Source organism: Naasia sp. (assembly GCF_025465545.1).
Taxonomy (GTDB): domain Bacteria; phylum Actinomycetota; class Actinomycetes; order Actinomycetales; family Microbacteriaceae; genus Naasia.
Map to the genome: position 1 here is coordinate 76,106 of NZ_JAODMK010000017.1, position 15,528 is coordinate 91,633.

A 15,528-nucleotide genomic window follows, 5' to 3' on the forward strand; every position below is an offset into this window, starting at 1 on the left:
AGACGTCAGCCCGTGCACGTGGGCGGGCATCAAGCGGGTGGCTCTGGACGGCCGGTGCGATGCTGATGTCCGTTGCGTTACTCGGACCCATTGCCGCTGTCGTCGGGGCCGACGTCGGGCACACCTACTCGACGCTCTTCCTCACGTCCTTCGGGTCGCCCTTCGGCATCGGCGTGCTCCTCATCTACTCGATCCCCCTCGTGCTGGTCGGTCTAGCAGTGGCGGTGCCGTATCGGGCCGGCCTGTTCAATATCGGCGGGGACGGTCAGCTCCTGATGGGGGCCTTCACCGCCATGGTGGTCGGCGTGAGTCTGCCGGGTCTGGGGGCGATCCCCGGCGGGGTCCTGATCCTGCTCCTGGCCGGAGCAGCAGCGGGTGCCTTCTTCGGTGCGATCGCGGGCGCCCTTCGCGCGTGGCGGGGCGTCAGCGAGATCGTCACGACGATCATGCTCAACTTCGTTGCACTGTTCCTGGTGCGCTACTTCGTGGCGGGACCCCTTCGTGACCCCGGCTTGACGTTCAACGCCAGCCCCGCCGTAGACCCCGGACTGCGAATCGCCAAACTCGCGGGCAACGCAGGAATCCCCATGTCCGCGCTCGTCGCGATCCTCGCCGCTGCAGTCGTCGCGTGGTGGGCGTACCGCACTCGGAGCGGGTGGGCGCACCGGATGCTGGGAACCGCACCGTCCTTCGCTCGGGCGAAGGGTGTGCGAGTCGAGGTCGGCTACTTCCTGGCCCTCGTCGCGGGCGGCGCGCTCGGCGGTCTCGCGGGCGCGACTGAGCTGGTGGGCAACCAGTACCGCATCGGGTTCGGCTTCTCGCCCGGATGGGGTATCGATGCTGTGGCGATCGCCCTCCTCGCACGCGGGAACCCTCTCGCGGTTGTTCCGATCGCGGTCTTCTTCGCATTCCTGAGGAACGGAGGAGGGGCCCTTCAGTCAGCGGTCGGGATCCCGGGAACGGTCGTGACGCTGCTGGCCGCGGTGCCGGTGCTCATCGTGGCGGCGGTGACGGGCTGGCGGACCTACCGCAAGTTCCGGGGGGAGGGAGGCTGATGGAGTTCCTCTTCGGCGCAATGGTCGTGTTGGGCGTCCCATTGCTGTTCGCCGCCCTCGGCGGGATCCTCGCCGAGCGCTCGGGAGTCCTGAACCTCGGGCTCGAGGGGCTGCTCCTGATCGGGGCCTTCTGTGGCGCGCTGGTGGGATCTTCGACCGGCTCGGTCCTCACGGGTGTGGCCGCGGCCCTGGCGGCCGGACTGCTCGGAGGAGCGGTGCTGGCCTTGCTCACGGTCGTCCTGCGCGCCGACCAGATCGTCACGGGAATCGCGTTCAACATCGCCATGCTCGGGTTGACGGGTCTGTTGTTCGGCGTCCTCGGGGCGGGGGCGTTCGCGACTCCTTCGGATGCGGACACCCGCATTCCCTTCCTCGCCGATATCCCGGCCCTCGGCGCACTCTTCAGCACGCACTGGATCGCCTACGTCGGATACGCGCTGGTGGTCGCGCTCACGGTAGTACTCTTCCGAACCGGCCTCGGCGTCCGGATCAGAGCGTCGGGCGAGAATGCGGAAGCAGCACGGGCCAGCGGGGTGAACGTTCTCCGCACCAGGTTCGCGGCGGTAGTGCTGAGCGGCGGCATCGCCGCGCTCGGCGGGGCCTTCATGAGTTTGGCGGATGTCCACGGATTCGGCGAGAATATGGTCGACGGTCGGGGCTACATCGCGTTCGCGATCATCATCCTCGGCCGCTGGCGCCCGCTCGGCGTCGCGGCGGGGGCGGCCCTGTTCGGATTCGCCCAAGGGCTCGACCTGTTCGCTCAGACGCGTTCCTTTCCTCTTCCCCTCGAAGCTGTGCAGGCCGTGCCCTATGTCATCGCTCTGGCGACAGCGGCCATACTGGGTAAGAAGGCGAGGCCCCCCGCTGAGGAGGGCCGGCCCCTCATGCTGGCCGGCTGACGAAAACGGAGGTTGGCCATGACTAAGTCGCGTAATACTGCCCGCAGCGACCAGGGATCAGGACGGCGCGACGAGCTGCAAGTGCACTCGCCGAGCCTCGTGGACGACATCGCCTTCCGCCTCCAGTCCGACATCATGGCAGGGGTCTTCCCGCCCGGCGCGCACCTCCAGCAGGACGAGCTCTGCCAGAAGTACGGAGTCAGCAGAACTCCCGTCCGGGAAGCGCTGCACAAGCTGCATGCTCAGAATCTCGTGACGATCGTCCCCAACAAGGGCGCGACGGTGCGCATCCCGACCGAACGCGACCTGCGGGAGGTCTATGCCATGCGGGGCGAGCTCGAGGGCTTCTCCGCCGAGCTCGCTGCCGGCAACTGGTCGGATGCCGATGATATGGACCTGCTGGCTGCGCAGGCGAAGCTGACGGCCTTCGTCGCCCGAGGTTTGGCGATGCGGGAGCCGTCCCCCGAGGAGGAAGCCTCGATGGGAGCCAGGATCGCCAGGGCGAACGAGGAGTTCCACTCGATCATCCACCAGGCTTCCGGAAACACCCGCCTCCGCAACCTGATCCTCGACCTTGAGAACTCCCTTCCGGTGAGTCAGATCTGGCGGGCGCTGCGGGACGCGAACGAGACCGAGGAGCTGAACGTGCGCGATCACGAGGACATCGCTGTCGCGCTGCGGGACGGGGACGGCCCGGCGGCTCGCGAGGCGATGTCCCGACACATCACGAGGGCCGGCGAGCTGCTGGTGGAGCACCTGCGTGAGGTGGGCTTCTGGAAGGGAAAGGCGCTCAGGTAGAGGAGCCCGTTCGGTCGCGAAGAGCTCGAACCGTCTCGGCTCGGCGGCGGGCTATGCTCACCAGCCGCTGCGCGTCATAGCTTCCGCGCAGCCCGGTGCCGGACTTCGCACCGAGGTCGCCGCCCTCAACCATCGCCCTCAGGTGCTGAGGAGGCTCATTGGAGTCAGAGAGGGACGGGAAGAGCTGTTCGGCGACAGCCAGGTGGACATCCAGGCCGGCCAAATCCATGCTCTCGAGCGGCCCCACCGCTGCCCATCGCGGCCCCAACGCATGGACGAGTGCGGCATCCAGGTCCTCGGGAGTGCAGACCCCGTCCCGCAGCAGCGCGTGGGCCTCCCTGAGCAGGGCGTACTGCAGACGATTGACGACGAATCCCGGGACGGGCTTCCGGACGTGCAGGGCGTGCTTGCGCAGCCGTTGCACGAAGGTCGTGAGCGCCTGAGCGGTGGCTGCGGAGGTGGAGGGTCCGCGGACGATCTCCACGACCTGCACGAGCTCAGCAGGGAGAAACCAGTGCAAGCCGGCGAACCTCTCGGGGGGCGTCACGGCACGCTCGAGGTCGGGAAGCGAGAGCGAACTGGTGTTCGTGGTGATGATCGCGCTGGGCGGCGCGGCGGCGGCGATCTCGGCGAGCACGGCCTGCTTCAGTTCGAGCTCTTCCTTCACCGATTCGACGACCAGGGAGCACCCCGCGACGGTAGAGGGGATGTCGTCGGCGAAGCTGACAAGTGCCACTGCCCGCCTGCTGGCGTCCTCATCGAGGAGGCCAGCGTTGACCAGTACGCCGAAGGAGGCTGCGAGGCGGGAGCGGGTTTGGTCGAGCGAACGCCGGCTGCGCGTCAGGCAGCGGACCGGGGTTCCCGACATGGCGACGGCGGCGGCGATTCCGACGCCCATAGCTCCCGCGCCCACCACCCCCACGAGCTCTAGTGACGGCAGGGATGATTCGGGGGCGGTCTCACTTCGCGCCAGCATAGACGCGAGGATACATGTATCCGAGCCCGAATCAGGACGGCCCGTGCGATCGTTTGACAACATGCATCCATGGATACAATATGGCCCTATGCCGGATAGAACGCAGCTCGATCAGACCCTCGAATGCCTGGGTTGGGAACAGGAAGGCATCCTCCGATGCCTGCGCAACAACCTCGACCCGGCGGTCGCGGAAGACGCTGCCAACCTCGTCGTCTACGGGGGCAAGGGGCGCGCGGCGCGCAGCCATGAGGATCTCGACCGGATCATCGCTTCCTTGAAGACGCTTCGGGACGACGAGACCCTGCTGGTCCAGTCCGGAGCGCCGGTGGCGGTGCTCCCCACTCACCCGGACGCCCCGCGCGTGCTCATCTCAACTGCGATGGTGGTCCCGGCTTGGTCCGATCAGGAGACGTTCTGGGACCTCGAGTCCAAGGGGCTCACAATGTACGGCCAGATGACAGCGGCCGGCTGGTTCTACATCGGGACGCAGGGAATCCTGGGCTTCACTTACGAGACCTTCTCCTCGGTCGCCAAGCAACACTTCGGCGGGACGTTGAAGGGGCGGAAGATCCTCACGGCGGGGCTCGGAGGCATGGGGGGAGCGCAGGGATGGGCTATTGCTCACAATGGCGGGCGCGCGCTCATCGTGGAAGCCGACGAGCGACGCGCACGTCGCCGCGCTCAGGGTGGCTGGGTCGACCATCTCACCGGGGACTACGACGAAGCCGTCAGACTACTCACGTCCTCTGACGAGCCCGGCTCGATCGGCTTGATCGCGAACATCGCGGAGGTGGCCCCCCGCCTGCTCCGTGACGGCGTGCATGTCGACATCGTCACGGACCAGACCTCAGCACACGACATCCTCAACGGCTACATCCCGATCGGCTACACGCCGGAGCAGACCGCGAACGCTCGAGCCGCCGACTCCGAGTACCTAGCGGCGGCAAGCCGATCGCTGCTCCAGCACGCGAGGGCTCTCCTGGGATTCCGGGAGCAGGGAGCTGTCGTCTTCGAGTACGGCAACAACCTGCGCGGACAGGTCAGGAAGGCCGGACTGCCAGAGATCATGGTGATTCCGGGTTTCGTCAACGAATACGTGCGCCCCATCTTCGCCTCGGGCGTCGGACCGTTCCGATGGATCGCCTTGAGCGGTTCCGACGAGGACCTGCGCAAGAGCGAAGAAGCAGTGCTCGAGGTCGTCGGCAGCGAGTCCCTCGGCAGATGGTTCGCCCTTGCACGGGAACACATCCCGCAACAGGGACTCCCCGCACGGATCTGCTGGCTCGGGCTCGGTCAGCGGGACGCCGTCTGCGCTCGCCTCAATGAACTCGTCGCCTCCGGAGAGATAGGTCCACTCGCACTGGGCCGTGACCATATGGATCCCGCCTCCGTCGCTTCGCCGCTTCGCGAGACCGAGGGGATGCTCGACGGGTCGGACGCCATCGCGGACTGGCCGATCCTTTCCGCCATGCTGAACGCCGCGCAGGGAGCCACCTGGGTCTCCGTCGGCAACGGCGGGGGCGTCGGCGTGGGCAATAGCATCCACACGGGAATGGTCGTCATCGCGGACGGCACAGAACGAGCCGCCCGGAAGATCAAGCGCGTGTTCTGGACAGATCCGGCTCTCGGAGTTGCGCGCTACGCCGACGCCGGGTACCCGCAGGCTCTGGCCAAGGCCGCCGAGTCGGGCCTGGACCTTCCGCGGCGGACGAACGAGCTGAAGCAGTTGCAAATGGAGGAGACCCGATGACGACTGTGAGTGCAGAGCACGCGGTTACGAGCGCGGAACCGGTGCCGGTCAAGGAGTTCACGCTCAGCATCGACACGGGCGGAACATTCACGGACGGCTTCGTGTCCGGCGCGGGGCGGCACGCCCAGGTGAAGGTGGACACCACCCCGCATGATCTGACCGAGGGATTCATGGCGTGCGTGCAAGCCGCCGCCGCCGCCATGGGTGAGGACCTGGAGGGCTTTCTGGGCAAGCTCGGCGTGGTCCACTTCAGTTCCACCATCGCGACCAATACGGCGGTGCAGCGATCGGGCCCCCAGGTGGGGCTGATCGTTAGTGGAGGCGCAGACCGCGCATACGGCACCTCGGAGCAGTTCAGCGCTCTCGGCGCCTTCATCTCGGCCGACATGATCGTGTCCGTACCGGAAGCCGTCGACGATACGGGCCAAGTGATCACGGAGCCGGATGCGCGCTCGGTCGACGATGCGGTGCGGTTCCTTCTCGAGCAGGGAACGGCGATGATCGTCGTGAGCTTCGGGAACGCCCATCTGAACCCGTCGAATGAGCAGCGTGCCAGGGACCTGATCACCGCCTCTTACCCACGCCACTACCTCGGGGCAATCCCGGTCCTCCAAGCCTCGAGGATCTCCATCGCGCCAGACGACTTCGGCAGGACTGCAACCGCGGTCCTGAACGCCTACCTGCACCCCGCCCTCGTCCGGAGCCTCTACAAGGCGGAGGACGGCCTCCGCCGGGGCGGCTACCAACGACCTCTGCTCATCGTCAACACCGACGGCTCCAGCACGAGGGTCGCCAAGACCAGGGCGCTGGACACCTTCAACTCGGGCCCATCGGCCGGAGTCCTGGGCGCTGTGCACGTGGCGTCCGCTCTGGCCGCCGACAACGTCTGCACGTTCGATGTGGGAGGCACTACGACGGACGTCGCGTTCATCGCCGGCGCGGTGGCGCCGCTGACGCCCGAAACACTAGCCGCGGACCTTTCCGTTCCGCACCCTGCTGTCGATCTCTGGTCATTCGGCCTCGGTGGCGGCTCCATCATCGCGCGGACGGAGTCGGGTCTCACGGTCGGCCCCGGCAGCGCGGGATCGTCACCCGGCCCCGCGTGTTTCGGTCTGGGCGGCACGAATGCCACCCCGACCGACGTGTGGCTCACGCTCGGCTACATCGATGCCGACCGGTTCCTCGGCGGCCGTCGGGTGCTGCTGAAGGACGAGTCGATCGCCGCGATCGAGCGCCTCTTCGGCCCCGACGACGAGCGCGACCTCGAGGAGAAGGCGCTCGACGCGCTGGATGCCGTGCATCAGGCGCTCGGGGAAGGAATGCGTGACTGGGCGGACCGCCATCCCGGCATTCGGAACGGCCCTGATCGGTGGCTCTTCTCCTATGGAGGAGGCGGAGGTCTGCTGGCCGTCGCAGCGGCCGAATCCCTGGGGATCCAACGCGTCGTCGTCTTCCCGCAATCCTCCGTGTTCTCCGCGTTCGGCGGAGGACTGCTCCCCATCGCTCACAACTATCGCGCTGCGCTGGTCGGCTCCCGCATGGACGACGTCGTGGCGAAGCTCGCAGCGAGCGCCGTACGGGACCTCCGCGCGGAGGGCGTGACGGAGCTCGCCGCGGTGGCCGCCCTCCTGCGAACCGCGAGCCAGGAGGGGGACTTCGGCCAGACGGCCGCCGCCACCCTCGCCGACCTGCTCGAGGGCACCTCGTCGTTGGAGCTGCCGGCCGACGCGACACGAGTCGAGCTGCGAGTAGAGGTCGAGCGCCCTCGCGAACTCGCCGTTCGGATGGGACCCGAGGCCGATAACCGCGACTCGCGGACCGTCTCGACGAGGGGCGGCCTTGCCGCGTACCCCATCGTCTCCGGACTCGGCGAGCCTGACGCACCCTCGGTGCAGGGGCCCGTGTTCCTCAGCGCGAGGGACACCACCATCATCGTCCCCGCGGGCTGGAGCTGCAGCTTCACCGAACTGGGGTACGGCATCATCCAGAAGGAGGAAGCGGCATGAGCGTCGTGGAGATCACGGAGTATCTCGCCATCGATCTGACCGACACCGTCTGGCTGTGTCGGCGCTGCGGCCAGAACCTCGGCGCGGCGGACTCGAACTACAAGTTCGGGTGCCTCGTGGCCGATCGGGACCCGCGTGACGTGCACCCGCCCGTGGTCGAGGGCGATTACACCTTCGCACCGGATCCGACCTGGTGTCGCATCGTGGAGTTCTACTGCCCTGGCTGCGCGGTTCTGCTCGAGGTGGAGTACCTCCCACCCGGGCACCCGATCACGCACGACATCGAAATCGACATCCCCGAACTGAAGAAGCAGCGAGGTCTGAGCATCCAATGAGTCGCGCATCGATCGAAATCGACATCGGCGGAACCTTCACCGACTGCTACGTCAACTCGGGCACCGGAAAGACGACCTGGTGCAAGGTCCGGACGACCGCCCATGATCTCGGCCTCGGTATGTCCCGGGCGATCGACGACGCGGCTGAGCGGCTCGGGATGACCGGCGATGAACTGCTGGGCGACACCGGAATCGTCCGATACTCGACGACAGTCGCCCTGAACAAGCTCATCCAGCGCAGCGGACCCAAACTGGCGTACATCACCACCTCGGGCTTCGAGGACACGCTCATCATCGGTCGGGCCAGCCAGTGGTCGGACGGACTTCCGTTCAGTGAGCAGCGCGAGATCGCCCGCGTCCAGAAGCCGGAGCCGCTGATCCCGAAGACGCTTTCGGTGGGAGTCAAGGAGCGCATCAGCTCCACCGGCGAGGTGCTCCGGCCGCTCGACGAGGAGGCGTTCCTCAAGCAGCTGGACTACCTCGTGGACCAGGGAGTGCGCGGGTTCGTAGTCACCCTCCTCTTCTCCTACCTCAACCCGTCCCACGAGCTGCGGATCCGGGAGCTCATCGAGAGGGAGTACGACGAGTCGTACCTCGGCAGGATGCCGGTCTTCCTCTCTCACGAGGTGTCCCCCCGGAAGCTCGAGTACACCCGCTCGACGATGACCCTGCTCAACGCCTATCTGCACCAGTCCATGTACGAGGAGCTGGTGGGGATCGGGCAGCAGCTGCGTAGCCGGGGATACCGGGCGCCACTCATGATGGTCCACAACACCGGCGGTATGGCCAGCGTGTTCCGCTCGTCCGCCGTCCAGACGTTCAGCGGCGGGCCCGTCGCAGGCCTGATGGGCGCGGCCGCGATCGGCGAGGCGTACGGTCGCACGAACGTGGTGACCACCGACATGGGAGGCACTTCCTTCGATATCGGGATGGTCGTCCAGGGCAGCACCCGCTTCTATCAGTTCGCCCCGACCATCGACCGATGGGTCGTCGACGCGACCATCCTCGACACGAAGTCCATCGGTGCGGGCGGCGGCTCGATCGCGAAGGTCTCGGAAGAGCTGGGCAATCGGCTCGATGTCGGGCCGGAGAGCGCGGGTGCGGTCCCCGGGCCTGTCTCATACGACCAGGGCGGCAAGGAACCCACGGTGACCGACGCCAACCTGGTGCTCGGCTATCTCGACGGGGAGAACTTCCACGGCGGTCGCCTCACCCTGAACAAGAGACGTGCAGAACGCGCGATCGAACAGAAGATCGCGAAGCCACTCGGGTTGAGCGTGCCGCACGCGGCGCTGCTCATCAAACGGATCATCGATTCGAAGATGGGTGCCGAGATCCACAAGGAGACGGTGCTCAAGGGATACGACCCCCGGGACTTCACCGTCTTCGCGATGGGCGGCGCCGGTCCCATGCACTGTTGCGGCTATACCGCCGCGGCCAACATGACCGAGGCGGTCGTCTTCCCCTTCTCTGCGACCTTCTGTGCGTTCGGGTCCTCGGCGATGGACGTGCTGCACGTCTACGAGCGATCGCAGAGGATCACCCTGTTGAAGCCGGGCGAGACGGATGAATGGCAGCAGGATGGGACCATCTTCAACGCCGTCGTGGCGGAGCTGATCGAGCAGGCGAAGCGCGACTTCGCCGGGGAGGGCTTCCAGACGGACGGACTCGTCTTCGAGCTCGAGCTGGAGATCCGGTTCGGCGGTCAGCTGAACGTGAAGCGGGTGGCATCGCCCGTCCTCGAGTTCGGTGGCGAGGACGATGCCCGCTCGATCGGCGCCGCATTCGAGAAGGAGTTCAGCGAGGCATACAGTGCTCTCGGACTCAACCCCGAAGCGGGCATCGAGGTCGAGGGCTTCATCCTCAAGGCACGACTCCCGCAGGCCAATCCGGAGCTGCCCGTCTATCCGGTGGGCGGCGACCGGGAAGGATCGAAGCACGCCCGGACAGGGACGAGGGACGCCTACTGGGCCCCTGAGAAGGGCTTCGAGCCGACGCCGGTCTTCCAGATGAACCTGCTCCGCAACGGCGACCGGATCGAGGGCCCCGCCCTCGTCGAGGATGAGAGCACGACGCTGGTACTCGAGCCGGGGTGGACCCTTGAGGTCGACCGGCACCACGCACTAGTCCTGACCAAGGAGGATTCCGATGTCCGTTGACAGTGTCCTGATCGAGACCGGTCTCAAGCCGGAGGTGCCGAGCGAAGAGGAACTCGCGGCAGCGACGACCCTCAAGGTGGGCGACTACGAGATCTTCTCGGAGAACCTCATGCTCATGGCGCAGGAGGGCAAAGAGGTGATGACCAAGATGGGCATCTCGTCGATGCTCCATTCAGGCGACACCCTGGTAGCCATCTACACTGCGGCCGGCGACCTCGTGACCGCCGTGTGCGGAACCCTGCTGCACAGCGTCACAGGGCAGATCCCGATCAAGTTCATCCTTAAGCACTTCGCCGATGATCCGAGCGTCGGGGTCGCAGAGGGCGACGTCTTCTACACCAACGAGGCCCTCTACGGCGGGATCCACAACCCTGACCAGTTCGCTCTGATGCCGGTCTTCGCGGGCGAGAAGCTGATCTGCTGGGTGGTGAGCGGCGCGCACCAGTCGGAGACCGGGGGGTCAGAGCCGGGTGGCGAGATCCCTGCCGCGAAGACCCGGCACGACGAGGGCATGAAGCTGACCCCTATCAAGATCGGCGACAACTACCGGCTGCGCACCGACCTTCTGAAGATGATGGAGAACTTCATCTCTCGCGCTCCGCGCATGCAGGTCACGGACGTCAAGGCGCGCGTCGCGGCCTGCGACAGGGTGCGGATCCGGATCCAGGAGATGGTGCGTCGTCGCGGTGTCCCGACAGTCCAGGGACTCTTCCGACGGATGATCCAGGAGACCTCTGCCGGAGTGCGCAACCGCATCTCCAGCTGGAACGACGGAACCTATCGTCACACTGTCTTCATGGACACCACGGGCCACGAGGACTCGCTCCTGCGGGCCAACATCGCCCTCACGGTGAAGGGCGACAAGGTCACGATCAGCTTCGACGGCAGCTCCCCGGAGCACGAGGGAAGTTACAACGCGTTCACTTCGGTCATCCGTGCGCACTGCGCCGTCAACCTGTTCGAGTTCCCGTTCCACGACTTCCCCCTCTCGTCTGGGATGATGGAGCACATCGACATCACGGTTCCGAAGGGATCTTTCCTCGACGCGTCGCCCGAGGCGGCCATCTCCTGCTCTCCACTCGTCGGCGGACTTGTTTTCCCACTGCTCGGATCGGTGCTTTCCAAGGTGATGTACTCGTCGGACCAGCGCGACCAGGTCTGCGGCTACACGTCCTCGAGCGCTTCGGCGGTCATGGTATCCGCGACCAACCAGCACGGGGTCAGGGTGACGGACTTCATGGGCTATCCACTCAACGCGTACGGCCTGGGTGCCCGCCACGACATGGACGGCGTGGATGTATTCGGCTTCCCACACGGCCCATGGGGGAAGGCGCCCGACGTCGAGGACATCGAGTCGGAGTTCCCGTTGCTGCACCTCTACCAGCACCAGATGCGGAACAGCTGCGGATACGGCAAGTTCCGCGGCGGCGGTGGAGCGACAATCGCCTACATCGTGAGAGGCACCAAGTACGCGGCCTTCACCTCCAGTCAGAAGGAGTCGCGGTTCCCCGCTCATAACGGGCTTTTCGGTGGGTATTCCATGACTACGCTCCCCGGCTTGCAGGTGCGCAATACCGACGTGCTGGAGCGGATGGCGAACGGCCAGGCGGACCTGCCCACGGACGACTACGAACTCGCCGTGGCGGAGAAGAACGGCACGCTCGGCGGAGAGGTGATCCTCGAACATCAGACCCGAGGGGTACGACTGCTGAAGGAGGGCGAGATCCTCGCAGCCAGCACCCAGGGCAGTGGTGGGTATGGCGACGTCTTGGAGCGCGAGCCCGCGAAGGTCGCGGAGGATCTTCGAAACGATGTCATCAGTGCGGAGGTCGCGCTCAGCGTCTACGCCGTGGTCGTCGACCCCGACCGCTACATCGTCGACGTGGAGGCGACCGAGAGGGCGAGGGCAGATGTTCGCGCACGCAGACTCAGCGTCGGCAAGCCCTTCGCTGAGTGGATCGCCGAGTGGTCTCTGCAGCGGCCTGCGGAGAGCGCACTCGGCTGGTTCGGCGAGTGGCCGTCGGGTAAGCCGAACCGCGACGTGATCCGGATCTGACGATGCCGGGGGTTCTCAGTAGCGCTCTGGCGGGCGGAAGTCGCGCGTATGTCCCGTATGTCTGGGAGTCGCTCCCCTCTGTAGTGAATCTGCGCGCCGACGAGAAGTGGTGGCTCAATACCGTCACCTCCCGCCGCCTGCTGCTTGATCTCGTCAGCTCGACCGGCGCCCAAGGGGTTGCCGTAGACGTGGTCCATCCCGCCGACTGGGCCGCCCTGACCGATGGCGGTGACACCGAGCAGTTCGCCGATGATGTGCTGGAGGACTCTTCGGTCGCCGCGGCACTCGATGCCCTGAAGAGGCTCGTCCCCACGATGCCGGGCCCGGTGCTCGGAGTCCTCCCCGACATCCGCCCACTCGAGACGGCGATGGACTCCGATCTGCTGAGCGACGCGCTGTGCGACCTCTCCCGGGGAGCGATGGCAGCCGGTCTCGCCGGGATCGTCGTCCTCGGGCAGCAGGCGGACAGTTCCGTCGTAGCGCGGGTCGTGCGCATCGCCGATAACTTCGGCTGCCCGGTGCTCAGCCTGGGGCCGGCGATCGGGGCGGTCGACGAGGTGGGCAATGCCGCGAGCTGGGCGTTGACCCGGGCCGATGCCGACGGTGTTGCCGCAGTCGACGGAGCTGCGGTTGCCGGCGTGGTGCTGACCCCCGGGGATGTCAGTGCGGTGTGGAGCCGCGCAGAGATCGCGGCTTTCGGCTCGATTCAAGCCTGAGACTCGACGGGTGGGCGCATCAACCACCGAAGGGCCTCTGATGGCGACTCCGCGAACGATCAGCCTCGATGAGGTTCCGGCGTCCCGTTGGGTGAACGGTGGGGGATTTACGGCCGAATTGGCCCGGGAGCCCCGCTCCGGACCATTCCGGTGGCGCCTGTCGATAGCCACAATTTCGGGAGCCGCGACCTTCTCCCACATCCCGGGCGTCGCGCGTGCCCTCATGGCGATCACTGACGGCCCGCTGACCCTGATCGTCGATGGCGCACATGTGCGGCTCGCCAAGTACGACACTGTGCAGTTCACGGGTGATCAGGAGGTCGCCTCCTCCGATCCCGGCACCGCGCAACGGGACCTGAACCTGATGGTGCGCGGTGGGACACCGGTACTCGAGGCGGTGTCAGTGAGCGGCAGGATCGTCACGCCGCCCGGTCTCCTTGCGGCTGTCGCTCTAGAGGGGGAGCTCAGGAGTCTCGCCCGCCCACTGTCAGCCGGTGACGCGGTGCTGACCGCCGGCGTCCCGACCGCGATCCGCGGCGAGGGGCTGATCGCGTTCGCACGCGTCCTGTGAAGCATGCTGCTGCGGGCACCTCAGGCGTTCACCGTATTGCGGGTGACTGCGAAGGAGTTGCGGCGGCGCGGAAGGCCGCACAGCGGCCCGGTATGTCCTGAAACGGGAAGCCGGCGAGACCCTGTCGCTGGCAGGGATGTTGCCGGGCCGCTCGAGCGGCAACGATCCGCTCAAGGGGCCCGAGGTGTGCTGCAGCCGGCGGCGCCGAGCTCACTGACCGAGCGCCGCCTCGAACTCCGCGGCACCCGCGCGGACCACAGCGCCGATCTTCTGACGATCCGCCTCGCTCAGCCGGAAGGCCGGTGCGACGACCGTCAGCGCGCCGACGAGCGCGCCGTAGGAGCGGACCCCGGCCGCCGCGGCCCATACGCCCGCATCGACCTCCGCGGTGGACTGTGCATAGCCGGTGGCGCGGATGGAGTCGAGGTCCGCGTCCCACTTGGACCTGTCCGCCTTCGACATGGGCGGGCGGAGCCAATCGAAGTACTGTTCGCGCTTCGCGTCGCTGTACTCCGCGAGCAGCACCTTCGGTGCGGCACCCAGATGAAGCGGCATGAGGTGGCCCGGCTGGAAGGAGATGGAGATCTGATGATCGCTCTCGGCGATCGCGAGGCAGACCGCGGCATCGTTGACCCGGCGGATGTACAGGGCTGTCTCACCGGTCTCCTCGCGCATCCGGTCGAGGATCGGCTGTGCCGTGGTCCGGTAGTCGAGGGAGACCTCGGCCGAGCGTGCGAGTCGGAGGACCCGCGGGGTGAGCACGAAGGTGCCTTTTCCCCGCTCCTCGATGAGATTCATCTCCCGCAGCAGGGAGAGGTAGCGGTACGCGCTCGGCACCGAGATGCCGTGAGCCTCGAGGACGTTGTCGATGGTGAGCTCGGGACGGCTCTCGGTGAACTGGAGCAGGATCTGCAGCGCTCGCCGGGCACTGTCGACCCCCTTGGTGCGCTGCACGAGTTCGGGCACCGCATCGGGCGCCTCGTCTGCATCTCTGTCGTTCATGAGGTTCGATTCAAAGCCTAGACCAGCATCTCGGCGGAGCATGGGTCACGCCCGCTGGACGCTGAGCACCTCGAGCGCCGCCTCAAGGCCGGCACCGACATCGAGCTTCATGCCCAGGTCGAGGAGGGTGCGGCCGAGCGCCGTGAGCCCCACCACCGAGTGGAGCCCACCCGCCGTCGGTCCCATGTGCGACAGCCTGATGAGGTTTCCGGCGCCCTGGCCGTGGGAGAACATGACGCCGTACTTGGCCCGCGCCAGATCCCGGACCGTGACGTTGTCGATGTCATCGGGAAGCCGGATCGAGGTGACGCACGCCGACATGCTGTCCTCGCGCCGCGCCCAGAACTCGAGCCCCATCGCGCGAGCCCCCGCCTTGGTGAGCTCCCGGGCATCGACGTGACGCCGGACGACCTGGTCGATGCCTTCGGCGAGTGCCTGGTCGAGGGCCGCCTCCAGACCGTTGATGTCGCTGACCGAAGGCGTGTAGGGGAACCGGCCGTCGCCGAGCCACTTCTCCTTGAAGTCGAGAAGCGACAGGTACGAGTCCCGGGGTGCAGCCGGGTTCGAATAGATCTTGTCCCAGGCCCGCTGACTGACGGAGATGAGCGAGAGTCCCGGAGCCCCGCCGAGGCACTTCTGCGGGCCGGTCACGCAGAGGTCGAGGCCCCAGTCATCCGTCCGATGCTCCATGCCGAGCACCCCGGACACGGTGTCCACGTAGGTGAGGATGCCGCGGTCCCGGCACATCGGCCCGATCTTCGCGAGATCGGTGATCGTTCCCGACGGCGTCTCGGAGGCGACCAGGCAGACCATCTCGACCCCCGGGTGGCCGTCGAGGTAGTCCTCGACCATCTCCGGCGTGACCGCGTCGTCGTAGCCGACCTCCAGCTCGTGCACGTCGGCGCCGAAGTCACGGAGCCAGTAGCCCGTGCCTTTGCCGAAGATGCCCTGCACGAGGTTGAGGACCCGCATGCCGGGGGTCACGAGGGACCGCAGAGCCGCCTCCAGGCCGAGGATGGCCTCGCCCTGGAGGATGATCACGTCGCCCTCCGTCTGGAGGATCTGCGCGGTCTTCTCCTGCACTCGCCGGAACGTCGCCAGGAAGTCCGGGTCGTAGTGGTACTGGATGGGCCGAGCCAGGCCGGCGAGGGTCGCGGCGGTGACCGCCACCGGGCCGGCGGACAGCGTGAACTCGAGCTTGTTGA

At 66.8% G+C, this 15,528-nt stretch carries 13 protein-coding genes; 10 read left to right on the forward strand and 3 right to left on the reverse strand.

All coding sequences use genetic code 11. The annotated features are described in order from the left end of the window. Positions 1–65: 65 nt before the first annotated feature. From JWR33_RS05930 to JWR33_RS05940, 3 genes are read left to right on the forward strand one after another with little or no spacing between them, the layout of a single operon-like run. Positions 66–1,055, forward strand: a complete 990-nt coding sequence (locus JWR33_RS05930; RefSeq protein ID WP_297410227.1) for an ABC transporter permease — start codon at positions 66–68, stop codon at positions 1,053–1,055. Continuing rightward, on the forward strand, positions 1,055–1,954 hold the full coding sequence (locus JWR33_RS05935) for an ABC transporter permease (protein WP_297410229.1): 900 nt from the start codon (positions 1,055–1,057) through the stop codon (positions 1,952–1,954). Before JWR33_RS05930 ends, JWR33_RS05935 begins: the two co-directional genes overlap by 1 nt. An 18-nt stretch (positions 1,955–1,972) precedes the next feature. Beyond that, positions 1,973–2,752, forward strand: a complete 780-nt coding sequence (locus JWR33_RS05940) for a GntR family transcriptional regulator (RefSeq protein WP_297410230.1) — start codon at positions 1,973–1,975, stop codon at positions 2,750–2,752. On the opposite strand, the gene JWR33_RS05945 is transcribed toward JWR33_RS05940, so the two are convergent. Beyond that, the gene (locus JWR33_RS05945; protein WP_366073797.1) at positions 2,745–3,728 is read right to left on the reverse strand and encodes a 3-hydroxyacyl-CoA dehydrogenase family protein; all 984 of its coding nucleotides are present in this window, start codon (positions 3,726–3,728) and stop codon (positions 2,745–2,747) included. The two genes, JWR33_RS05940 and JWR33_RS05945, sit on opposite strands and share 8 nt — an antisense overlap. Between JWR33_RS05945 and JWR33_RS05950 the strand changes: the two genes are divergently transcribed. The 7 genes from JWR33_RS05950 (at position 3,619) to JWR33_RS05980 (ending at position 13,321) form a co-directional block, all read left to right on the forward strand. Further along, on the forward strand, positions 3,619–5,478 hold the full coding sequence (locus JWR33_RS05950; RefSeq protein ID WP_297410231.1) for a urocanate hydratase: 1,860 nt from the start codon (positions 3,619–3,621) through the stop codon (positions 5,476–5,478). The genes JWR33_RS05945 and JWR33_RS05950 overlap by 110 nt on opposite strands. After that, positions 5,475–7,484, forward strand: coding sequence for a hydantoinase/oxoprolinase family protein (locus tag JWR33_RS05955; RefSeq protein ID WP_297410232.1), 2,010 nt, complete (start codon positions 5,475–5,477; stop codon positions 7,482–7,484). Before JWR33_RS05950 ends, JWR33_RS05955 begins: the two co-directional genes overlap by 4 nt. Next, positions 7,481–7,819, forward strand: a complete 339-nt coding sequence (locus JWR33_RS05960) for an acetone carboxylase subunit gamma (RefSeq protein ID WP_297410233.1) — start codon at positions 7,481–7,483, stop codon at positions 7,817–7,819. Before JWR33_RS05955 ends, JWR33_RS05960 begins: the two co-directional genes overlap by 4 nt. Further along, the gene (locus tag JWR33_RS05965; protein ID WP_297410234.1) at positions 7,816–9,978 is read left to right on the forward strand and encodes a hydantoinase/oxoprolinase family protein; all 2,163 of its coding nucleotides are present in this window, start codon (positions 7,816–7,818) and stop codon (positions 9,976–9,978) included. The genes JWR33_RS05960 and JWR33_RS05965 overlap by 4 nt, the downstream gene beginning before the upstream one ends. After that, the gene (locus JWR33_RS05970; protein ID WP_297410235.1) at positions 9,968–12,034 is read left to right on the forward strand and encodes a hydantoinase B/oxoprolinase family protein; all 2,067 of its coding nucleotides are present in this window, start codon (positions 9,968–9,970) and stop codon (positions 12,032–12,034) included. The genes JWR33_RS05965 and JWR33_RS05970 overlap by 11 nt, the downstream gene beginning before the upstream one ends. 83 nt (positions 12,035–12,117) lie before the next feature. Further along, positions 12,118–12,750, forward strand: a complete 633-nt coding sequence (locus JWR33_RS05975; protein ID WP_297410236.1) for a hypothetical protein — start codon at positions 12,118–12,120, stop codon at positions 12,748–12,750. A 40-nt stretch (positions 12,751–12,790) separates the two neighbouring features. Then, on the forward strand, positions 12,791–13,321 hold the full coding sequence (locus tag JWR33_RS05980; RefSeq protein WP_297410237.1) for a HutD family protein: 531 nt from the start codon (positions 12,791–12,793) through the stop codon (positions 13,319–13,321). Between the two features lie 210 nt (positions 13,322–13,531). Here JWR33_RS05980 and JWR33_RS05985 read toward each other — a convergent pair whose 3' ends face one another. Beyond that, a complete protein-coding gene (locus JWR33_RS05985; protein WP_297410238.1) occupies positions 13,532–14,323 on the reverse strand; it encodes an IclR family transcriptional regulator in 792 nt (263 codons plus the stop codon). Positions 14,324–14,368: 45 nt separating this feature from the next. Next, entirely contained in the window at positions 14,369–15,493 is a 1,125-nt protein-coding gene (locus JWR33_RS05990) for an alanine--glyoxylate aminotransferase family protein (protein WP_297410240.1), read from the reverse strand. Between the last annotated feature and the right edge of the window lie 35 nt (positions 15,494–15,528).